Annotated in this window: 18 protein-coding genes; 9 read left to right on the top strand and 9 right to left on the bottom strand. The window is 43.3% G+C overall.

Annotated elements, in window-relative coordinates; translation table 11 throughout:
• Window positions 1–31 precede the first annotated feature (31 nt).
• From LZG71_RS14115 to LZG71_RS14105, 3 genes are all read left to right on the top strand, one after another.
• Complete coding sequence (locus LZG71_RS14115) at window positions 32–382, top strand: 3-hydroxyacyl-ACP dehydratase (RefSeq protein WP_233821300.1); 351 nt, start codon at window positions 32–34, stop codon at window positions 380–382.
• A 60-nt stretch (window positions 383–442) separates the two neighbouring features.
• The gene (locus LZG71_RS14110; RefSeq protein ID WP_233821299.1) at window positions 443–1,606 is read left to right on the top strand and encodes a DUF2062 domain-containing protein; all 1,164 of its coding nucleotides are present in this window, start codon (window positions 443–445) and stop codon (window positions 1,604–1,606) included.
• A 283-nt stretch (window positions 1,607–1,889) separates the two neighbouring features.
• The gene (locus LZG71_RS14105) at window positions 1,890–4,517 is read left to right on the top strand and encodes a sodium-translocating pyrophosphatase (RefSeq protein WP_233821298.1); all 2,628 of its coding nucleotides are present in this window, start codon (window positions 1,890–1,892) and stop codon (window positions 4,515–4,517) included.
• 61 nt (window positions 4,518–4,578) lie between these two features.
• Here LZG71_RS14105 and LZG71_RS14100 read toward each other — a convergent pair whose 3' ends face one another.
• Complete coding sequence (locus LZG71_RS14100; RefSeq protein ID WP_233821297.1) at window positions 4,579–5,433, bottom strand: dienelactone hydrolase family protein; 855 nt, start codon at window positions 5,431–5,433, stop codon at window positions 4,579–4,581.
• A gap of 241 nt (window positions 5,434–5,674) precedes the next feature.
• On the opposite strand from LZG71_RS14100, the gene LZG71_RS14095 reads away from it, so the two are divergent.
• Window positions 5,675–6,907 carry a multidrug effflux MFS transporter gene (locus tag LZG71_RS14095; RefSeq protein ID WP_233821296.1) on the top strand — a complete coding sequence of 411 codons (1,233 nt, stop codon included), beginning with the start codon at window positions 5,675–5,677 and terminating at the stop codon, window positions 6,905–6,907.
• A gap of 29 nt (window positions 6,908–6,936) precedes the next feature.
• Here the strand turns inward: LZG71_RS14095 and LZG71_RS14090 are convergent, their stop codons facing one another.
• The 4 genes from LZG71_RS14090 to LZG71_RS14075 are packed head-to-tail and all read right to left on the bottom strand — an operon-like array spanning window position 6,937 to window position 10,092.
• Window positions 6,937–7,584 (bottom strand): YIP1 family protein, encoded by a 648-nt coding sequence (locus tag LZG71_RS14090; RefSeq protein ID WP_233821295.1) that lies wholly within the window; start codon window positions 7,582–7,584, stop codon window positions 6,937–6,939.
• A 32-nt stretch (window positions 7,585–7,616) separates the two neighbouring features.
• Complete coding sequence (gene rihA / locus LZG71_RS14085) at window positions 7,617–8,552, bottom strand: pyrimidine-specific ribonucleoside hydrolase RihA (protein WP_233821294.1); 936 nt, start codon at window positions 8,550–8,552, stop codon at window positions 7,617–7,619.
• 23 nt (window positions 8,553–8,575) lie between these two features.
• Window positions 8,576–9,472 carry a ribokinase gene (rbsK, locus tag LZG71_RS14080; RefSeq protein ID WP_233821293.1) on the bottom strand — a complete coding sequence of 299 codons (897 nt, stop codon included), beginning with the start codon at window positions 9,470–9,472 and terminating at the stop codon, window positions 8,576–8,578.
• Window positions 9,469–10,092 carry a class I SAM-dependent methyltransferase gene (locus LZG71_RS14075; protein ID WP_233821292.1) on the bottom strand — a complete coding sequence of 208 codons (624 nt, stop codon included), beginning with the start codon at window positions 10,090–10,092 and terminating at the stop codon, window positions 9,469–9,471. The genes rbsK and LZG71_RS14075 overlap by 4 nt, the downstream gene beginning before the upstream one ends.
• 189 nt (window positions 10,093–10,281) lie before the next feature.
• Between LZG71_RS14075 and LZG71_RS14070 the strand changes: the two genes are divergently transcribed.
• From LZG71_RS14070 to LZG71_RS14055, 4 genes are all read left to right on the top strand, one after another.
• Complete coding sequence (locus tag LZG71_RS14070) at window positions 10,282–12,054, top strand: DUF885 family protein (RefSeq protein ID WP_233821291.1); 1,773 nt, start codon at window positions 10,282–10,284, stop codon at window positions 12,052–12,054.
• Between the two features lie 226 nt (window positions 12,055–12,280).
• A complete protein-coding gene (locus LZG71_RS14065; protein WP_233821290.1) occupies window positions 12,281–14,596 on the top strand; it encodes a PSD1 and planctomycete cytochrome C domain-containing protein in 2,316 nt (771 codons plus the stop codon).
• A gap of 108 nt (window positions 14,597–14,704) precedes the next feature.
• Window positions 14,705–16,159, top strand: a complete 1,455-nt coding sequence (locus LZG71_RS14060) for a DUF1501 domain-containing protein (RefSeq protein WP_233821289.1) — start codon at window positions 14,705–14,707, stop codon at window positions 16,157–16,159.
• Window positions 16,160–16,216: 57 nt separating this feature from the next.
• On the top strand, window positions 16,217–18,391 hold the full coding sequence (locus LZG71_RS14055; protein ID WP_233821288.1) for a c-type cytochrome domain-containing protein: 2,175 nt from the start codon (window positions 16,217–16,219) through the stop codon (window positions 18,389–18,391).
• Between the two features lie 128 nt (window positions 18,392–18,519).
• Here the strand turns inward: LZG71_RS14055 and LZG71_RS14050 are convergent, their stop codons facing one another.
• Together LZG71_RS14050 and LZG71_RS14045 are read right to left on the bottom strand one after the other, a co-directional pair.
• On the bottom strand, window positions 18,520–19,362 hold the full coding sequence (locus tag LZG71_RS14050; protein ID WP_233821287.1) for a hypothetical protein: 843 nt from the start codon (window positions 19,360–19,362) through the stop codon (window positions 18,520–18,522).
• 292 nt (window positions 19,363–19,654) lie between these two features.
• The gene (locus tag LZG71_RS14045) at window positions 19,655–19,903 is read right to left on the bottom strand and encodes a hypothetical protein (RefSeq protein ID WP_233821286.1); all 249 of its coding nucleotides are present in this window, start codon (window positions 19,901–19,903) and stop codon (window positions 19,655–19,657) included.
• Window positions 19,904–20,133: 230 nt separating this feature from the next.
• Here LZG71_RS14045 and LZG71_RS14040 point away from each other — a divergent pair, with 230 nt between their 5' ends.
• The gene (locus LZG71_RS14040; protein WP_233821285.1) at window positions 20,134–21,417 is read left to right on the top strand and encodes a sorbosone dehydrogenase family protein; all 1,284 of its coding nucleotides are present in this window, start codon (window positions 20,134–20,136) and stop codon (window positions 21,415–21,417) included.
• Between the two features lie 76 nt (window positions 21,418–21,493).
• Here LZG71_RS14040 and LZG71_RS14035 read toward each other — a convergent pair whose 3' ends face one another.
• Entirely contained in the window at window positions 21,494–22,084 is a 591-nt protein-coding gene (locus LZG71_RS14035) for a peptidylprolyl isomerase (protein WP_409013630.1), read from the bottom strand.
• Window positions 22,085–22,109: 25 nt separating this feature from the next.
• Window positions 22,110–22,874, bottom strand: coding sequence for an SDR family NAD(P)-dependent oxidoreductase (locus LZG71_RS14030; protein WP_233821284.1), 765 nt, complete (start codon window positions 22,872–22,874; stop codon window positions 22,110–22,112).
• Window positions 22,875–22,927: the final 53 nt, after the last annotated feature.

The following is a 22,927-nucleotide window of genomic DNA, read 5'->3' as shown; positions in this document are numbered from 1 at the left end:
CATTAAACTACTTTAATACAAACCTGTGTTTTTGAACGACCTTTTTTCGATAACGAATCAGACGGTGGAGGAAGGTATCATACTTGCTGAAATCCGTCTCAATGCCGATCATCAAATCTATGAAGGTCATTTTCCAGGCTCTCCGGTAACACCTGGCGTGGTTCAGTTACAAATTGTGAAGGAATTACTGGAAAACCATTTGGGGAGAAAACTGATCATGAAGGGTATGCGAACCTGTAAATTTCTTCAGGTCATTAATCCATTGGAAACGCCAGATATTCAAATTTCAATCAAATTTGAAGAAGGTGAATCCATTGAGGTAACCACTTCCGGCAGTTACAACGGAACATTCTATTTTAAAGCACAGGTTGTTTACGCATAAGGCTCGTCTTTAACCTGGCATTTTCTCCTTATCTCCCTAAAAAGTCAATTCCATTTGCTCATGTCCCTGAAAGATATTCACTGTTGCGTGCTTATTCCAACTTACAATAACCAGAAGACATTACGACGGGTTATTGAAGGGGTGTTGCAATATACGGATGGAGTGGACGTGATTGTCATAAATGATGGGGCAACAGATGATACAGTGAAAGTCCTAAGCGGTTTTGGTGAGCAGATCAGGGTGCTTCACAATGACATTAACAGCGGCAAAGGATATTCTCTGCGGCGGGGATTTATGGAAGCTATCCGGCTGGGTTATGAAAATGCCATCTCAATTGATTCAGACGGACAGCATTTGCCAGATGATATTCCGTTATTTGTCGCTGCGGCTACTGCAAATCCGGGAGCGCTTCTGATGGGTTCTCGTAACATGGAGCAGGAGGGAGTGCCGGGTAAGAGCTCATTTGGTAATAAATTTTCTAATTTCTGGTTTTGGTTTGAAACAGGACTGACCTTACCAGATACCCAAACCGGTTTCCGTCTTTACCCGCTAGAACCACTTAAGCGGACAAGACTTTTTACATCGAAGTTTGAAACAGAAATCGAAGTTATAGTAAAACTGGCCTGGAAGGATGTCAGGATTATTCCAATTAACATTCGGGTAATTTATGATAAAAATGAACGGGTAACGCACTTCAGGCCCTTCCGGGATTTTACAAGAATCAGTATTCTCAACACCTGGCTGGTTACACTTACGCTGCTTTGGTACCTGCCGAAAAGGTTGTTTTTGTATATCAAAAAAAAAGGATTGTGGCGATTGATTAAGGAAGAAGCACTAAAACCGGAAGAAAGCAACATTAGCAAAGCAGCTTCCATTGGCTTTGGTTTTTTTATGGGAATTGTGCCCATTTGGGGATTTCAATTGCTGATTGGAATTCCGCTTTCTATTTATTTCAGGATGAATAAAGTGTTGTTTTTAACAGCCGCCAATATCAGTATTCCTCCCATGATCCCTCTCATCATTTTTGGGAGTTATCAGTTTGGGGGGATATTCTATCAAAATGGTGCTCAGCTCAAGACAATTGATGATATTTCTCTTGAATCAATACACGTTAATTTTGTCCAGTATTTCCTAGGCGGAACGTTGCTGGCTGTTTCTGTGGGATTAGTTGGGTTTGCTGTGTCACTCCTTCTTTTAAAAGTTTTTCGAAGTAATAAAGCTTAACTGCACTTTTTAAATTCCGCCGTTTTTTTGAATCCAGATTGCCTGAACGCCGAAAAGTTGTCGCATTGACGACTTGGAAGTAGAACTTCTATGTCGAATTGATTAATTAAGTTATAAATCAGTGACTTATATTAAATTCTGGGGTATAGTAGTCTGATTTTTCCTGAAATTTTTACAAAAAACATAAAAATTAGTCTAAAATAGGTGATTTGTGATTTTGTTATGAGGTGCCATTTTCTATATTTACGGGAATTTAAACCTTAAACTAATTTCTGTATCGCGCATGAGTAACATTACCTATTTAGTTCCGGCGTTGGGCATCATTGGCTTGCTGGTTATGTTTTTTAAAAGAGGGTGGGTTGTCCGGCAGGACAGCGGAACTCCCGAGATGAAAGAAATTGCAGATGCCATTGCCGACGGTGCATTGGCCTTCCTCAAAGCCGAATGGCGGGTTCTCATCGTATTCGGTATTATCGTCAGTATTTTATTAGGTTATTCTGGTACACTGGTCGAAAATTCCAGTGTATTCATCGGCGCCTCATTTATTGCCGGTGCATTCATTTCTGCATTTGCCGGTTACATCGGTATGAACATCGCTACGAAATCCAACGTACGTACCACACAGGCAGCACGTACAAGTCTTACAAAGGCTTTGGAAGTCTCGTTTACAGGTGGTTCTGTAATGGGAATCGGTGTTGCGAGTTTGGCAGTAATCGGTTTGGGGGGACTTTTTATTATTCTTTATTCCTTTTTTGTTGGTGATAGTACCGATGTGAATGGTTTAGGCATGGAGAAAGTGCTGGAAGTTTTAGCAGGCTTTTCCCTTGGAGCTGAGTCCATTGCACTTTTCGCACGTGTAGGCGGAGGAATTTATACAAAAGCAGCGGACGTTGGTGCAGACTTGGTAGGTAAAGTTGAAGCCGGTATTCCGGAGGATGATCCACGTAACCCTGCCACCATTGCTGATAACGTAGGTGATAATGTTGGTGACGTTGCAGGTATGGGAGCGGATTTGTTTGGTTCTTATGTAGCCACTATTCTGGCAACCATGGTTTTAGGTCGTGAGATCGTTGCGGAAGGCGTTGATAACTTCGGTGGTATTTCGCCTATTTTATTGCCGATGGTTATCGCAGGAGTTGGTCTGATCGCCTCCATCGTAAGTATGCTGCTGGTTCGCGTGAGCAACGATCAGGGTGATGTGCAGGGAGCACTTAACCGCGGAAACTGGGGCTCTATAATATTGGTTCTGATCGCAAGTTATCCATTAACATTGTGGATGTTGCCCGAAGGAAATCTCACAATAAGAGGTGTTTCGTTTACTTCAATGGATGTTTTCTGGGCAATTTTGCTTGGTTCAATTGTTGGAGCCATCATGTCTGTTGTAACAGAATATTACACAGCAATGGGTAAGCGTCCGGTTCAATCCATTGTAAATCAGTCGTCCACAGGACATGCGACCAACATCATCGGCGGGTTATCGGTCGGAATGGAATCAACCGTAATTCCTACGCTGGTTCTTGCAGCAGGTATTTTTATCAGTTACGAATTCGCGGGTTTATACGGTGTGGCCATTGCCGCTGCCGGAATGATGGCTACAACGGCCATGCAACTTGCCATCGACGCTTTCGGTCCAATCGCAGATAATGCAGGAGGTATAGCCGAAATGGCGCATTTACCGGAAGAGGTACGGGGCCGTACAGATGTTCTGGATGCGGTAGGAAACACCACAGCTGCATCCGGAAAAGGTTTTGCAATTGCTTCTGCAGCGCTTACATCGCTTGCACTTTTCGCCGCTTTTTGTGGTGTTGCAGGTATTAATTCCATCGACATTTACAAGGCTAATGTGCTTGCAGGTCTTTTTGTTGGAGCAATGATACCGTTCATTTTCTCATCTCTGGCCATTGCGGCAGTGGGGCGTGCAGCTATGAAAATGGTAGAAGAAGTTCGTCGTCAGTTCCGTGAAATTCCGGGCATTATGGAAGGAACCGCCAAACCGGAATATGACAAATGTGTAGCGATTTCTACCGAAGCATCAATTCGTGAAATGGTTGCCCCAGGTTTAATTGCGCTTTTAGTTCCGGTTGTAGTTGGGTTCCTTTTTGGGCCTGAGGTATTGGGTGGAACGTTGGCAGGCGTTACGGTTTCTGGTGTTTTGATGGGTATTTTCCAAAACAATGCAGGTGGAGCCTGGGATAATGCGAAAAAATCTTTTGAGAAAGGTGCTGTGATCAATGGTGTGACTTACTATAAAAAGTCGGAACCGCATAAGGCAGCTGTAACTGGTGATACCGTTGGAGACCCATTTAAAGATACTTCCGGACCATCCATGAACATTCTGATCAAATTAATGTCTATCGTTTCTCTGGTTATTGCTCCGCATATCGCCGTTACTACCGCAAGCCACGGAGGAGATCAGGTGATTGAAGAGATCATTGAAGCCAATATACCGATGGTGGAAACAGCAATACTTGATCTGAACGGAACCAAACTGAATATTGCAGCTTCTGGTAATCCTGTGGAATCTTCCCTTCTGGATTTTATTAAGTCGGACAAAACCGCTGACAAGGAAACCTGGTTTGATTTTGACCGTCTGTTGTTTGAAACAGGCAGCGATAAGTTAAAGCCTGAATCTCAGGAACAACTTGAAAACGTAGCGGAGATATTGAAGGCTTATCCATCAGTCAACGTAAAACTTGGAGGATATACCGACAATACCGGCGATTCGGTCAACAATCTTAAACTTTCGACCGACCGCGCTTCATCAGTTAAAAAATCTCTGACCGATCTTGGAATTGATAAAGCGAGACTTGAATCGGAAGGATATGGAGAAGAGCATCCAGTTGCTTCAAATGATACTGAAGAAGGTAGGGCACAAAACCGCAGAATTTCGATTCGGGTTACTAAAAAGTAATTGGCAATTATAAGAAAAGATAGCCTGCATGAACTGAATCTGTTCGTGCAGGCTATCTTTGTTAGTTGAATTTCTTTTTCAAATAGTCGAGTGAGAGTTTGTATGCATCTGCGGTCGCAACCGGATCGTGTTTCGGATTACTTGGATTTGCAAATCCGTGAACCGCATCGTACATTTTAATTGTAACACTCTTTCCGGCGGTCTTCATATCTTTCTCAAACTGAGCCACAACCTCCGGCGATATGCCCTGATCCTGACTTCCAAATATTCCCAGAACATCCGTTTTGAGTGTCTTTAATTTTTCAACGTCTTTTTCAGGACTTCCGTAATACATCACACATCCAACCGATTTATCCTGTTCCAGGATTGCGCTTTGCAGAGAAAGCATTCCACCAAAACACCAACCGATAGAAGCAATTTTGGCATCTTTTCCTGCATAACCAATCGCTCCCTTCTGAATAGCGGCAAGACGTTCCTTAGAAGCAGATTGCACCAGTTTACCGGCCTCTTCACGTGTGGTACCTACTTTCCCATCATACATATCTACCGCCAGTACATTCACATCGCCAAGGTCTTTGTGCAATTTGGCAGACTCCTGTTTGATGTGATCATTCAAACCCCACCATTCCTGGTACACCAAAAGCCACTTGTTGGACTTTTTTGGTGACTTCAAAAAGAATCCCGAAGCTTTTTGCCCGTCTGGCGTTTCGAAACTCACAGTTTCTCCTTCTCCCTGATAATGAAAAGGTAAAGGAACCTCATGCAACATCTGAAATGCCGGATCACCGGCCAGGGCAGACATGGCATTGGCTGTAACGGGTGTATGACAAATTGGAATCGAGGTGGTATTATCATTTTTTTCAGGAACGTAAAAATTCAACAGAAAAAACGTAACCAGCATGAACATTGATTTCATAAAATTGTTTGATTTGAAGTTTTACAGTGGGAAAATTTTGCTTTGGAAGAATAAATGTAGCCAAATTTTTATGCGGACAAAAATTGTCAGAATTATGTGATGTTTTGTTGGTGATTGCACCTTTGTTGTTGTAACAAGTTGTGCGATATAATTATATTGTTCAATTATTGTACTTATTAGAAAACAGGAACTTAAACCATTATTATGGCCGTTTAGTCTACATTAAGTTCTATTTTAATTCATGAGTCGCAAACGATATTCCTTCATAATTCTAATCCTGGGTTCATTGGCAACAATCAGCCCTTTTTCAATTGATATGTATCTGCCTGGTTTTCCGACCATTGCCAGGGATTTGAATACGACAATTGATAAGGTACAGTTATCTCTGACGAGTTATCTGATAGGAATTTGTTTGGGACAGATTTTATACGGTCCGCTTCTGGATCGATTCGGCAGGAAAAAACCGCTCTATGCAGGTTTGGTACTTTATGTTATTGCAAGTATTGGATGTGCGCTTACCTCTTCGGTAGATTCGCTCATTATGATGCGTTTTTTTCAGGCGATGGGTGGTTGTGTAGGTTTGGTAGCATCTCAGGCATTGGTAAGTGATATATTTCCTTCCGATAAAAGAGCGGAGGTTTTCTCCCTCATCACGCTGGTTATTGCCGTTTCTCCGATGATTGCCCCGACTGTTGGCGGATATGTAACAGTTGGTTTTAGCTGGCACTGGTTGTTCATCATTTTAGCAGGTATTGTTGCAGTGATGATAGCCGGAATCTACTTTTTCCTGCCAACAGGTCAAATGCCGGACAGGTCTGTATCTCTTAAACCGAAATCTGTTCTGGGAAGCTACTATACCGTAATCAGTCAGCCGCAATTTTTGATATATACCCTTGCAGGTGGATTGGCAACTGCCGCTCCGTTTGCCTACATTTCTGGTTCTGCTGATGTTTTCATGAACCTTTATAAAGTGACAGAGCAGCAGTATGGCTGGATATTTGGCTTGCTGGCATTTGCCATGATCGGTTCAACCCAATTGAATCACTTTCTTCTGAAAAAATTCAAAAGTCAGGAGATCATCCAGGTGACACTCATTTATCAAAGCATTGTTGGTTTGCTGCTTATCGTCGGTGTTTACAACAACTGGTATAGCTTGCTGGGTTTAATTGCGATGATGTTTGTTTTTCTTACAGGACAAGGTCTTACGGGTCCCAATACATCGGCACTTTCTCTGGCACCTTTCAGAAAACATACCGGAAGTGCTTCGGCGTTGATGGGAAGCTGGCGTATGGGAGCTGGTGCGATTATCTCCGCAATCGTGAGTGTTTTACACAATAACACCGCCATGCCCATGGTAGGCATGATGGCGTTCTGTTCTATCGGTGGGCTCGTTATCCTCTATTTTGGTAATACAACAGTGCTCCAACGTGCTTCAAGCGAAAACGTAGAGGATAAAGTTTCGGTGTTGCTGTAAGTGATTGGCGATCAATATAATGTGTCAACTTATCGGATAAAGGGAATAATTAACAGGATCAGAATTACAATCGGTAAGGTAATGAACAATGATGCAAGGCCGACGTTCCCTAATGCTCTCCAAACTGAGAATTTCTGAGCTTCGGAAATTCCAATTATCCAAAGACAGATTGTCCAGATACCAAGGATAACTTCAAGAGTGGAAATTGTAGTCAATAGTACTTCAGTAAATTGAGTTGGTTCAAAACTAAGTTCTTTGGAAAATGCATCTTGACCCAAAATGACTATTTTCATCAGTACAAATGCAAGTGATAAAATAGACGGAACAGAGGACCAAGCCAGAACGAGTGTTATTTCTCCGCTTTTTGCTTTTCCATGAAGCCATTCATTCCCAATCCAGCGAACCAAATGCGAGGTAAAGCGCAACAGCATATATCCAAAAAATCCTCCAACAAGAGGCGCAAGGATTAGTATAGTTATCAGTGAGTCGTTGTCTCCCGCATTGCGCACTTCCGACCGTTCAAAAGCTTTACCGATGGCAGCAAGGACCAAAAGGATGTGAACGTGCTTTTTTGGAGCATAATCCAGCAAATAGCGAAACACTTTTCTTGGCTTTGTCCAGATCAGTGTAAATAAGTCAGGTTCAGTAAAGTCGTTAATGCTAAAATCTTCTTTCATCTAGGGTTGATTGGAGGGTTTTATAGTTCTTTTTAAGGCAACTGGCAAATGGCGTTGTATAACATTTTTATATAGCGTTCCCTGTCAATATCATAAACCACCTCTACATTCGGCTCCTTTCCCGTTACGTCGTAAAAATCAACAACGGTTGTTCCGGTTGTGAGCGTGCCGTTAATTTCCACATCTACGAAGCAAGGTTTACTTGTAAACATTTCTGGTTCTATAAGCCAGGCAATGGCACAAGGGTCGTGAAGTGCGGCTCCTCCATCCAGTTCGGTGCGGTTTGTTCTGTAAAATATGGAGAAGAAATCCATCAGATCAGCCGCAGCCTTGCCGGTATTATTTCCAATTGAGCGCAACAGATCAATATCTTTTTGAAATACCAGCGCTTTGTGTGTTACATCCAGGCCGCACATCGTGATGGGAATCCCGCTCTTGAAAACAAGGTGGGCTGCTTCCGGATCTGCAAAGATGTTGAACTCAGCAAGAGGCGTCATATTTCCCCGGAAAATACCACCACCCATGAGTGATATACGCTCAATTTTATCTTTCAAATGAGGATAAGCCAGTAAGAAGGTCGCAATGTTGGTCAGCGGTCCGGTTGGAACGATAGTGATTTTTTCTTCACTGGATCTCAATATCGCAGCAATTCCTTCAACAGCCGATAAGGCCTGAGCTTCAAATGCCGGTTTGGGCAGGGCAGGGCCGTCTAGTCCGGTTTCGCCATGTACATAATCGGCGATGATCAGGTTTCTGAACAAAGGTTTCTCAGCTCCACGGAATACCGGAACATTGGCACCGATTAGCGTGAGAATTTTCAAAGCATTGTTCAGCGTCTTTTCCTGCGTCTGATTTCCGGCAGAAGTAGTAACTGCCTTGATGTCAAATTTGCCGCTTCCAAAAGCCAGCATCAGCATCAGCGCGTCGTCGTGACCTGGGTCGCAGTCTATTATAATTGGGATTTTCATATGTTTCGTAGCGTAAAATGCTATCAGTTTAGTTCGTGTAAATAGGGTGCTGAACTTTGAGCGCCCATTCTGGTTACGGATATCGCCGCGGCTTTATTTGCAAACTGGCATGCCGGGACAAAATCCTCGCCTCTTGCCAGGGCTGTTAACAACGCACCGTTGAATACATCGCCCGCAGCTGTGCTGTCCACAGATTTAACTTTTTCGGCTGGTATCGTTTCGTTGTTTTCACTATTCATAAAAAACACTCCTTCTTTTCCCAAAGTTATCAGCACATTCTGAACTCCTTTTTTTAACAGATTATCGCCCGCCTGCTGCAACTTTTGAGGGGAATCCGGCTTAATGCCAGTCAGGATTTCTGTCTCCGTTTCATTTGGTGTAATGAGGTATATCTTTTTCAGCAAATCATCATCAAGGCTGGCAGCGGGAGCCGGGTTTAATATTAGCTTTATATTCAACGCATCACACTTTTCAATCACAAACCTGACCGTTTCCATCGGGATTTCCAGTTGAATCAACGCATAATCAACGCCGTCAAAAACTTCGTCAGGTAAATCTGATTCTTTCAAATCCATATTTGCACCGGAAGCTACCACTATTTGGTTTTCTCCTGATGCTGCAACGGTAATAAGTGCTACGCCCGAGGCTGATTCTTGTGAAACGCTGGCAAAACTTATATCCAGCCCTTCTTTTTTGAATCCTTCCAGGGCTTGCTGACCGAAAATATCCTTTCCGGTTTTGGTTACAAAGCGAACATCTGCACCTAATCTGGCCGCGGCCACCGCCTGATTAGCTCCTTTTCCTCCCGGATTCATCAGGAAAGTACCGCCTAAAACGGTTTGTCCCGGTTTTGGGAATTCCTCCGTTTTAACCACCATATCGGTGTTTGAGCTACCTATTACAAGTACCTTTTTAGTCATTGGTTTCTTCGTTTTTTTCTAAGTGAGTGCCGGTCAACCAAGATCCCTAATCCAAAGTGATGCGGATAATTGTAGGCCTTTTGTCCGGTTCTTTTAGCAATGTCAATTACAGCACGTTTCACTTCCGGGAAACTTTCTGTATCGTGAAAAATCGTGCAGTCACTATGCCTGGCAGCCCATAATCCGCATTCAAAAGTCTCCTTGTAATTGTGTACAATGTCCACATGCGCAAGATCATACCTGCTCGTATCCTTAATGATCCAGTCTTTGTAATCCGACTTTACAAGTTCGATATTGGGATAAGCCAGTAATGATTTTTTGGTCTTTTCGTAATGCGCTTCCTTGTTGTCCGTATGTTCATCACCTTCAAAAGTATCAATTCCTGTTACCTGTTTAAAATAGTTGGAAAACGCAACACTGGAAAAACCAAATTCAACGCCAAATTCTATACACCTATCCTGACTGAGGCCAAATCGTTTAATCAAATCGTCAATAATCAATTCCAATCCTTTCCAGGCAGAAACGATATCGATCATTTTTTCAGGAGTAGTCAGATGTTGCGGATGGTAAGCTCTGGGTTCTTTCAGGAACTGGTTTCTAACAAGGGTTATAAAATCCATTTAAAAAAGTTTATGAGTTTTAGAAATGCCATATCTCGGTTGAAACGACAAGTTATAAATTGTTTTGAGGAAACACATTACATTCACTTTTACATGAACGTACCTTGTTGCTTACATTTCAGCTGCTGCCTGCTTATTAAAACGTTGGTTTTTTCTATCTTGTTGTCATATTAAAACAGAGAAAAACTTATGTATAAATTTCTAATTTTTGCCATAGCAATCGGTATGGCAATGCAGTCGTGTAAGCAGAAAACGTCTGACGAAAAAGCCTCGGGCTCTGTAAAGGAGGTTTTTGATAATTATTACGAAGAGCGACTTCCGTTGTATCCGCTGGAAGCTACAATGAATGGAGACAGCCGTTACAACGATCGCATGTCCGACGACCTCACAGCAGCGGGTAAGGCAAAGCTGGTTGCATTTTATAAAAAGTATCAGACAGAACTCGCCAAATACGACCGGGAGAAGCTTTCGGATGAAGAAAAGGTAAGCTGGGATTTGCTGCAATGGGAATGCAATGTAAACCTGGAAGGATTGTCTTATCCAACGGAGTTGCTACCGCTCAACCAGATATTCTCTACACATTTGATGGTGTCCCAAATGGCAGGAGGTACAAGTTTGCAACCGTTCAAAACCGTAAAGGATTACGAAAACTGGCTCAAAAGAGTGGACGGATTTGTGGTTTGGTGTGATACAGCGATGGTGAATATGCAAAAAGGAATGAAACTGGGGTACGTTTTGCCTGAACCTCTGATTCAAAAGATGATTCCACAACTGGCAGGAATGGATCACGGACCGGTGAAGGATCATTTGTTTTATGCGCCTGCGAAAAATTTCCCAACTACGTTTTCATCCGACGAAAAAGGTAAACTGGAAAAGGAATATGCTGCAATGGTTGAAAGCAAGATTATTCCAACTTTCAAAAAAATGCATGATTTTGTAAAAAATGAATATCTGCCAGCAGGAAGAAAGACTGCCGGTTTTGATGCGCTTCCAAATGGCGCTGCGATATACAATTACTACATCAAGTACTTTACGACTACCGAAATGACCGCCGATGAAATCCATAAGATCGGCCTTGGGGAAGTGGATCGCATTTCAAAGGAAATGGAGCTGGTGAAGGAGCAGGTAGGTTTTAAGGGTGATTTAAAATCGTTTTTCAACGATGTGCGCAATAACAAAAAACTGATGCCTTTTACCAAGCCGGAAGAAGTGATTGCGAACTTCAATAAGATTCATGAAACAATGAAACCGAATCTGAAAAAGCTGTTTGACCTTACGCCAAAGTCGGCTTTTGAAGTAAGAAGAACAGAAGCGTTCAGAGAAAAATCTGCTTCGGCAGAATACAATCCGGGGCTTGCAGATGGTTCCCGTCCGGGTGTGTTTTATGTTCCCGTTCCTGATGCCAGGACCTACAATATTGTATCGGATGAAAGTTTGTTTCTGCATGAAGCCATTCCAGGGCATCATTATCAAATATCGCTTCAACAGGAAAACAAAGATCTGCCGGAATTCAGGAAAAACTTATGGTATAGCGCCTACGGCGAGGGCTGGGCACTTTATTGCGAATCATTGGGCAAAGAACTTGGCTTATATACCGATCCATACCAATATTTTGGCATGCTAAGCGCCGAAATGCACAGAGCCATCAGGCTTGTGGTGGATACAGGTTTACATTCCAAAGGCTGGACGCGCGAAAAGGCGATTCAATATTCGCTCGACCACGAAGCAGAGTCGGAGGAGAGTATTACCGCGGAAATTGAAAGATACATGGCAGGAGGAGGACAGGCACTTTCATATAAGATCGGTCAGTTGAAAATTCGCCAGCTGCGTTCCAAAGCGGAACAGGATCTGGGAGATAAGTTCAACATTCGTGAATTCCACAATCTGGTACTGGAATCAGGTTGCGTACCTCTCAAACTGCTTGAAGACAAAGTAAATGTCTGGATTGCTTCAAAAAAATAAATTTAGCCCCGGTCGTAAATGATCGGGTTTTTCTTTGAAAGAAGAAGTTTCGCCGATGATAAGTGCGACTGGAATTAACATGTTGAGGGCGCCTATTTTGCAAGAAACCAGCACAGAACAGGATAGTTGCGTGTTTCAGTAATGAGTATATTGCTTAGTAATATTCACTTTTTTAGTTAATTATTTATATTGCTAAAATTGGAAGCCCTGTTTACTGTTGGTTGCTATGTATAAACTTACCTGCCTTATTCTTCTGTTTTGCGGCTTTGTAATCTCGATTCAAAGTTGTTCCAATGACTCGTCCGGTGACGTGCAGGAAGAAAAAATACCGGAGCAGATCAGTTATAATTTCGATATACGCCCAATATTGTCGGATAAATGCTTCGTTTGCCATGGTCCGGATGCCAACAAGCGGGAGGCCGGTTTACGGCTTGATGTTGCAGAAAGCGCTTTCCAGGCACTCAAAGAAAATCCTGCTGCGCATGCACTTGTGGCCGGAAAGCCGGAGTTGTCGCATGCCTATTTACGGATGACAACCAAAGATACTTCGTTGCTCATGCCTCCGCCTTCTTCTAATCTGAAACTTACTGCCCATGAAATCAGCCTGATAGACAAATGGATCAGACAGGGTGCCAAGTATGAAAAACACTGGGCATTTGTAGCTCCAAAGAAACCGGCTCTGCCAGAAGTTGATCGTACGGAATGGCCAAAAAATGAGATAGACTATTTCGTTCTACAAAAGCAGGAGCAGAAAGGAATGGAGCCCAATGAAGAATCGGACAAGGAGAGGCTGCTAAAACGGTTGAGTCTGGATATTGTAGGTCTGCCTCCTACACTGAAAATGATGGACGATTTTTTAGCTGACCAAAATCCGAAAGCTTATGAAAAAATGGTTGATCAACTTCTTGCCAGACCAGAATATGGTGAGAAAATGGCGATACATTGGCTCGACCTGGCCAGATATGCGGATTCCCACGGTTATCAGGATGATGGATACCGTACGCAATGGCCATGGCGGGATTGGGTAATTCATGCTTTTAACAAAAATATGCATTACAATGATTTTGTGACCTGGCAATTGGCAGGAGATCTTATTCCCAATGCCAGCAAGGAACAGATACTCGCAACGGGATTTAACAGAAATCATAAAATAACGGAAGAAGGAGGCGTAATTCCGGAAGAATACAGGATCATGTATGTAACAGACCGTAACGATTTGTTCGGCAAAGGTTTACTCGGCGTAACGCTTGAATGCGCTCACTGCCACGATCATAAATATGATCCGTTTTCTCAGAAAGAATATTACCAGATGTTCGCCTTCTTTAATAATGTAAATGAAGTGGGAATAGAATCGGTGATCGGAGGTCCGGAGACTTACGCTAAGAGGCCGTTGATGGAGATCAGCAATGAGGACGTTAAAAGTATACTGAAATTTGTGAACAAGGCAGATACCAACCGGCTCATTGTGTCGGTGATGGGCGATCTTGACTCAACCAGAAAAACCCATGTGCTCAACCGCGGGGTTTACGACGCGCCGGGCGAAGAGGTGCAGGCAGGTACGCCGACATCCATTCTGCCATTCAATAGTAAGTATCCAAAAAACAGATTAGGGCTTTCTAAATGGCTTTTTGATAAAAAAAATCCATTGACTGCACGTGTATATGTTAACATTCTCTGGCAGGAATTCTTTGGAAAAGGTATCGTTAAGACTTCCGGCGATTTTGGTATGCAGGGAGAATTGCCATCACATCCGGCATTGCTTGACTGGCTTGCGGTCGATTTTATGGAACATAACTGGGATGTAAAACGATTGGTGAAGCAAATGGTTACCTCTGCGACTTACCGACAGTCGGCGGTGATAAGCAAAGAGAAACTTGCAAGAGATCCCGACAACCTGTTGCTGGCGCGTGGATCAAGATATCGGTTACATGCTGAATTCATTAAAGACCTGGTTTTAGCTAGCAGCGGCTTGCTAAACAAAACAATTGGCGGACCTAGTGTAAAACCCTACCAGCCGGCTGGATTGTGGGAAGGTGCGACTTCCGGGCGCGGATTACTGTCCGTATACAACCAGGATCATGGGAGTAATCTATACCGACGAGGCATGTATACGCTGATCAAACGCACAGTGCCACCGCCAACCATGGGCATTTTTGACGCGAGTAACCGGGATCTTTGTGAGGTGAAAAGGGCGAAGACAAACACTCCGTTGCAGGCGCTTGTGATGATGAATGATCCTGCTGTCTTGGAAGCTTCAAGGGTATTGGCTGCGAGTTTATTACAAGAAAAAAATACGCAGGAGGAAAAGATCCGAAAGGCATTCAGGCTCATTGTTTGTCGTAACCCGACGGAAAAAGAGCTGACCTTACTGACCAATTATTTTGATACACAGCTGAAAAAAATGACAGATGCGACGGCTGGTAAAATGACTGCGGTGGGTGAATATCCAATGACCAAGAATATTGACAAAAAAACATTAGCAGCTTTGATGCGCGTGGTATCGACGATTTATAACCTCGAAGAGACCATCACGAAATCGTAAGTAGCTGTTAGCTCTCAAATAAGTACAGCATTGATGATGATTAAGAAGATATCAAATCACCTTACAAGCAAAACAAAGCTAACAGCCAGTCGCTAACAGCTATAAGTTATGGAAAAGGAAATATTAGAACATGGCTTTAATTTCAACAGAAGACGCTTTTTATCTTCAATGAGTCTGGGGATTGGCGGTGTCGCTCTGGGTTCATTGTTAATGCCCGATCTGTTTAAGAGCAACGGGATGCAGGACGACGCGCTCGCTCCCGGGATTCCGCATTTCGCTCCCAAAGCCAAACGTGTCATTTACCTTTTCCAAAATGGTGCGCCTTCTCAGCAGGAATTGTTTGACTACAAACCCAAACTCCGGGATTTGTTGGGTCAGGAAATTCCGCCATCGGTGAGAGGTTCTCAGCGTTTGACGGGCATGACAGCCAATCAGGCATCTTTTCCGCTGGTAGGTTCCTTTGTCGATTTCAAACAATATGGTGAATCCCGTGCATGGGTAAGTGATTTAATGCCCTATACAGCCAAAATTGTTGATGATCTTTGCTTTGTGAAGTCTATGTACACGGAGGCGATTAACCACGATCCGGCTTTGACATTTTTGCAAACGGGTTCGCAGCAGGGCAACCGCCCAAGTATGGGTTCATGGCTGAGTTATGGGCTTGGAAATGAGAATAAAAATCTTCCAAATTTTACCGTTTTGCTTTCGCGTGGGGTTGGGAACGGACAGGGTGTCTATTCCAAATTATGGTCTAATGGCTTCCTGGATTCTGTGCATCAGGGTGTTCAGTTCAGCAAAGGTGAAGACCCTGTTCTCTATTTGCGTGATCCGGATGGAATGGATAGAACCGACAGAAGAGATATGCTCGACAATCTCTCTCAATTGAATGAATTATCTTATCAGGAATTTGGTGACCCGGAAATAACTGCCAAAATAAAGCAGTACGAAATGGCTTACCGGATGCAAACCGCCGTACCGGAAGTAATGGATCTTTCGAGAGAATCGGATGACATTATTAAACTCTATGGACCAGACTGCCTCGTTCCGGGTACGTACGCGGCGAATTGTCTGCTTGCGCGAAAGTTGTCTGAAAACGGCGTACGCTTTGTTCAGTTATACCATCAGGGATGGGATCAACACGGAAATTTACCTTATGAAATTACCAAACAGGCGAAAGATGTAGATCAGGCTTCGGCGGCTTTGGTGACAGACTTAAAACAAAGGGGACTTCTCGACGAAACCCTGGTGATTTGGGGAGGGGAATTTGGGCGCACCAGTTACACTCAAGGGAAACTTACAGCGGACAACTACGGACGTGACCATCATCCACGCTGTTTTACGATCTGGATGGCTGGCGGCGGCATTAAACCGGGAATGGTATATGGCGAAACGGATGAGCTTGGATACAACATTGCCAGTAATCCGGTGCACGTACATGATTTTCAGGCCACGGTACTTCATCAGTTGGGACTTGATCATGAAAAGCTGATTTTCAAACATCTGGGAAGGCGTTATCGTCTCACCGATGTGTCTGGAAAAGTGGTTAAGGATATATTGACCTGATTTTCAGTCACTAATTAAAACTATGTTGCCTCCTTTGAATGTAATCGTAGATAAGTAATGCACATAAAATTGAAGAAGTTTGCTGGCCAGCTTCTGTTCGCTTCCAATGTTTTTATCGCATTTTTACTGTTTTTTGAGAACCAACTGGTCATTCCGGTTTGGCTGCAAACGGTTGGCAGAATGCATCCGCTGATTCTGCACTTTCCGATTGTCATTCTACTCATTGCCATGCTGCTAGAGTTTTTCAGGTTTAAGCCTGAAAATTTTAATAACCAGTTTTACCGGAATTTTTCACAAAACCTGTTGCTGGTCGGAGCCCTTTTTGCTGCGGTTACTGTTATCATGGGGCTATTTCTATCGAGAGAGGAAGGTTACGGAGGTGAAACACTTACCTGGCACAAATGGACTGGTGCCGGCATTTTCTTCCTCGCTTCGTTCATTTACTGGATTCGGAATAACAATTGGTATAAAGCTCCCGCTGCGAAAGTGGGGGCAATGCTCACAGTGATTGGGCTCATACTCACAGGTCATTATGGTGCCGCGCTAACGCATGGAGATAATTTTATTTTTGAACCTATACTGGCTCAGCAACAGGCAAATTCAGTCCCGCTGGAAGAGGCAGTTGTTTACAATGATATCATTCGTCCCATTTTCGAACAAAAATGTGTGAGCTGTCACAATCCTGATAAATTAAAAGGGGAATTGATTTTGTCCGATCCCACTTCGATCAAAAAAGGAGGGAAGTCGGGGAAGTTGTATGTGCCGGGCAATCCTGCGATGAGCCTGCTTTTGCAACGGGTGCATTTGCCGGTAGAGGACAAAAAACATATGCCGCCGTCAGGGAAGGCGCAATTGACCCCGGAAGAGGTGATTCTGTTGTCGTTATGGGTAAAACAGAATTCTGATTTCAATAAAAGGGTTGTTGATTTACCTGAAAAAGATTCACTGAGAATGATAGCTTCTTCCAGGCTTAAACCCGCGGAAGTAACGGAATCTTATGATTTTAGTGCAGCCGATGACAAGACGATCACAAAGCTGAACAATGATTACCGTACCGTTGCCCCGCTTGCAAAGGAATCACCGGCGCTTTCTGTAAACATATACAATCAGAACGCTTTCAGTTCAAAACAACTAGAAGAACTAAGCGAAGTAAGTGAACAGATCGTGTCTTTAAATCTCACCAAAATGCCGGTTAAGGATGAGCATTTGAAGCTCATCGCCAAATTTGTAAACTTGCGGAGGCTTGATCTTAACTTTACCGGGGTTACTGGAAAAGGTCTGAATGAACTGTCTGGCTTAAAACATCTTAAATATCTGACCTTATCCGGGACACTGGTGAATTATGCAGACTTAGAAAAGGTAATCTCAACCTTTAAAGGGTTAAGATCTGTGACGTTGTGGAACACCCCACTAACTGCCGATCAATTGGCAAAGCTTCAAAATAGCAATCGCGATATCAGGTTTGTAGGAGGTTTTAAGGATGACGGAAAAGATCCGCTCAAACTGAATACGCCACAGCTTAAAAACGAGTCGGTGATTTTTACGACATCAACACCATTGCAATTAAAACACCCCATTAAAGGTGTAGAGCTAAGATTCACGACGGACGGAACAGAACCGGACAGCAGTAGTTCCGCTATTTTTAGCAACAAGACAGTCCTGAAAAACAATGCAACTGTGAAAGTAAGAGCCTTTAAGCAGGGATGGTATGGAAGTGATCTGGCGACTTTCAACTTCTATAAAAGTACATTCAAACCCGATAGTCTCAGGTTGCTTTTTCCACTCAACCGTGTTCATCAGGCGGAGGGAGCTCATACTTTTTTTGATAAAAAATTGGGTGACATTGGTGCAAATAACCCTGCATGGGCCAATAACTGGGGAGCTGTCAGGGACAATGATATGGTGCTGCTCTCACAGTTTTACAAACCTGTAACTGTGTCGTCGGTAGGCCTGCGCTATATGATTGAAGAAGATACTGGCATTTTTCCTCCCGCAGCAGTGGAAATATGGGGAGGAACAGATCCGGGAAAGCTGCGACTACTCACCACAATGAAAGCTTCTCTTCCTGCTAAGGGTGATAAGCCGGTCATTAAATTTCTGTCAGGCAGTTTCAAGCCAGAGACGATCACGTATCTTAAAATAGTTGGTAAGCCGGTCGTAGAAATTCCTGAATGGCACCGTAACAAAGGGAAAAGAGCGCTTCTTCTGGTTGACGAAATGTTTATTAATTAGTGTGCGTTGACCGGGTTGGAATCCGGAATAAAATGCGTTGTAAAAGGGCGATCAGATAAAAAATTATGCTTACCTGATCCCCCTTTATTCTTTCTGTTTATGTACTTCTGGCTATCGACAACAGGGTGTTATTCTGGCGCATTTACAGTGGCAATATTAACAATTGGCCAAACGCCCGGTCTTGGAACACTAACCCCTTTTGTCATTCCTCTTGTTTGTGCATCGCCCCCGAAATAGTACAGCGGCCAGCCTTTGTAAGTTACCTGCTTTTTGCCGAAGACGTCAATTGTACCAAATGAAGCTTTATCCATTCCTGTTGGAAGATCTTTTAATTCAGCAGTGAAGATGGGCCAGCTAGCGTCATGTGCCGCATCATTATTGGTGAAATTGTTTTTGTTTTTCTTGTCATTTACAAAAGCATAAAGTGTGCGGCCCATGTTGTCCACAAAAAACTGAGTAGCTCCTGTACCTTCCTTATAGTCGCCCAGATAAGATTTTCCATCATTTCCTATCAATTGCGCACTGGCGATCATAGCAGAATAAGTCGTTTTGGCGGCAAACCATATCTTGCCAACATCGTCACCCTTAACGTCAGCGGCAGTAACATCATCTTTAAAATAGTATAATGGCCAACCCTTGTATGTCGCCTGTGGTTTTCCATCTGCACCAGTAATTATAGCAAAATCGGCTGCGGTAAGGCTTGGGTCCACGTTTAACTTTGTTTTGGAGTAAATTGGCCAGTTGGTTAGGCATACTCCCGTGCAGGCAGATTTACCGTCAACATCTCTGCTGAAGATGTACAATGTTCTTCCTGCCGAGTCGGCCAGGACGTTCCCCATTGTGGTAGATTTAATGGTAATGTTAAATACAGGATCAGGTGTAACGGGATCCGGATCGCTGTCTGAACAAGACAGGCTGACAAGCATCACAAAAGCAGCAACCAGGTGAATGGGTGAATTGAACAATTTCATTGGGATGTAAATTTTTTGTTAGAAATGAATTGGTTTTTTAATGAATACGAAGGTTGATGGGAACGGGTTGCGTGGAGGTGGGAGGATATGTCCTTTTTAATGAACAAACACCTTTGATAAAGAGTAAGAAAAAGCGGAAAGCCTGTGTGGTGAAAATAATTGTCCGGGCATAAAAAAAGAGCATGAAATTAAGATCTCATGCTCTGTGGCAGGCCGCATTTTAAAGATACTTTTAATACGCTGTCAGGGGCAGCGCATCATCTGTATGAAAACGGGTTGTCAGTATTATGATTTAAAAATCGTCGTCATCGTCGTCGAGTTCAGAACCCAGGATGTCTAAATCGTCGTCGATCTGGTCCTCATCAATGTCCTTGTCTTCCCAGCTGTCGTCATCATCGTCAGCAAGTTTTTCCTTACCCAGAAATTCAGGATCGATTTCTTCATCTTTGAGGCCACGACGAAAAATGGCATCCGAATCCAGATCATCTCCTGGTAGGTCGTCATCATATAAATCGTCATCATCGTCACCAAATGGTCCCATGTTGTTTCAGATTTTAGTTGAATAAATTTTATTGTATAGAAGAATTTGAGTGCAATTTAATTCATGGTTTACGAATTGTATAGACCTGATGCCAAAAAACATTCATAGTTTTTTAGCAATGAAAATTATCTTCATATACGTTTGAGTATTAACCTGTGTATTCAGAGCTTTTTAGCTTAATAAATATAACCATAAGTTTAATCTCATTTTTCACTCATTAATTTTATTTCATGCAAAGATTTTTCTTACAGGTAGCAGGTGTGCTTACGCTGACAGCCGGATTGACCGCTTTTATTGTCACGGAAGAACAAAAACGCAGTACCGGAACGGTGACAACTAAGGGACAGGCCATCGAAGCAAAGGAGTTGAAACTACCGGTTGGTTTTTCTGCTAAAGTACTTGGTACTGATCTTGGCGCGACGAGGCATATTGCGGTAGGGAAAAATGGAGACATCTATGTGAAACTTTCCAAACTGAAAGACGGGAAGGGTATTTATCTGTTGAGGGATGCCAATGGAGATGGAGCAATAGATGAGCAAAAGTTGTTTGCCAATTATCCGGGTACCGGCATTTTGATCAAAAATGGCTATTTGTACAGCTCTTCCAATAGTGCTGTGTATAGGTATAAACTGAATGATAAGGAGGAGATTCTCGATTTTGATAATCCCGAAAAAATTGTTGACGGACTTTTGGATCATGGAAGGGATAATGCTAAACCGCTCGCCATCGATAGCCAATCCAATCTTTATGTGACAATTGGGTCATACAGTGACAATTGCCGAGAGACGGGATCGGGAAAGGGAATGTCTCCATGTACCATATTGGATTCCGCCGGCGGTATCTGGAAATTTAATGCCAACAAGTCCGGTCAGACATTTAAAGATGGGACAAGGTATGCGACTGGTGTTAAAAATGCCGTAGGAATTGACTGGGATACGAAGTCAAACTCGCTTTATGCGACTGTGCACGGCCGTGGGAAATTTGACGATTTTTATCCGCAATATTACACGCCGAAACACAGTGCTGAGTTGCCGGCTGAAACTTTGTACAAATTAAAAGAGGGTGATGATGCGGGATGGCCATACATTTACTACGATCATTTCACGAATAAGAAGATGATGGCGCCTGAGTACGGAGGCGATGGTAAAAAGGTTTCAGGCGAGAAAGCCATAAATCCTGTTGCAGCATTTCCCGCACATCTGGGGCCCAATGCGCTGATGTTCTATACAGGAAATATGTTCCCTGCAAGGTATAAAAATGGTGCTTTTATTGCTTTCCATAGCCAGTCTGCTGAACTTAAAAAAGGTTATTTGGTAGCATTTGTCCCTTTTGTAAATGGCAAAGCCGGTAAATGGGAAATTTTTGCAGATAATTTCGCAGGAACGGATCTTGCCAAGCCGACCGGGCCGATTCAACATCGCCCATGCGGACTTGCTCAGGGACCAGATGGTGCACTTTATGTGACGGATGATCTTAACGGGACAATTTTTAAAATCGATTACAAGAAGAAGTGAGGAATTATTTCTTACAAAATGAAAGACCCGGCCGTGTTCTGAACAGGCCGGGTCTTTGTGTATAAGCCGGTGGAGTTTAGTTTGCCAATGGCTTGTAGCCTTTTTTTAGCAGTTCTTTTTCAGTTAGCTGAATCACATTCACATCAAGTTTGATGGGTGTCAGCGGGGTGTCTGTTGAATCGGTTTTAACACTTACGATTTTATCAACGACATCCATTCCCTGGAAAACCTGGCCGTACACCGTGTACTTGTCGTCGAGGCGCGCGAGTCCTTTTTTATCCTGAACGATGTATATCTGACATCCGGCCGACAGCATTTCAGGGTTATCGTCCCGACCTGCACCCACAGCTCCATATACGTGACGGATTTTGCTATTGAATTCCGGTTTCAGCAAATAAGGCGAGCCAGCAAACCCGGCCGGCGTGTCAGGGCAGCCACCCTGGGCAACGAAGTTGTTGATCACCCGATTGAAGGTCAACGAGTCCCAATAATTCTCATTGGCCAGTTTTATAAAACTCGCCTTGTGATTAGGCGTTTCGTCATAAAGCCAGAATAGAATTTCTCCAAGCGGTGTTTTAATTTGTCCGACAGGGTAGGTCTTGGCCTTTTGCGCAAAGGCTGAAAAGGATGCAAAAAGCATCATTGCTAATAGCAGGCGGTTTTTCATCAGGATTTCTGGGTTAACAGGTGTTTTATAAACTCATTCCGCCATCAACAAAAATGTTCTGGCCTGTTATAAAGTTACCTGCTTCCGAGCAGAGCAGCAACGCCATCGCTGCACAATCTTCCGTATTTCCTATTTTTCCTGAGGGAGTTTCCATTCTTTTATTAATCCGCTCTTCCGATTCCGGCACTTCTTCTTCAATTCGTGCAGTACCAATTACGCCGGGAGCCAGATTATTTACCGTAATACCTTTATCTGCCAGCTGCATGGCCATGTTCTGTACCAGATTTAACACGGCGGATTTGGTGGCGGCGTAGATCAGCATGTTGGGATGAGGTTTTATTTGCTGTACACTGCCAATTGTTAAAATACGACCCCATCCGGAGGCTATCATCTGAGGTGCAATGAGCTGGATTAATAGAAATGTTGATTTGAAATTCGTATTAAACTGTATGTCAATCTCATCTTCTTTGGTATCCTCCCACGTTGCCGGTAGTTGAACCGAAGCGTTGATGACCAGAATATCGATGGTTTTTACCATTTGCTGTAATCTATCAACCATATTAGGCACAGCTGCATTTTCGGATAAGTCACTTTGGATGAGCCAAACCCTGGATCCCAAAGTCCGGATCTCCTCCGCGACCTGGTCTGCTTCGTCTTTCTCGCTACGGTAGTGAATAATGATATCGGCTCCATATTCTGCCAAAGCAAGTGCAATTCCTTTCCCAATTCCCTGGCTCGAACCAGTTACCAGGGCTGTTTTTCCTTTAAGGTTAAATTTTTCAGCAATCATAAAGCAGGTGGTTTTTTAGAAAGGACCACATAATTTTTATGCCTGCCGGATCA

The organism is Dyadobacter sp. CY312 (assembly GCF_021390535.1).
In the GTDB taxonomy this organism is placed as follows: domain Bacteria; phylum Bacteroidota; class Bacteroidia; order Cytophagales; family Spirosomataceae; genus Dyadobacter.
This window is presented reverse-complemented; position numbering and strand designations above follow the sequence as displayed.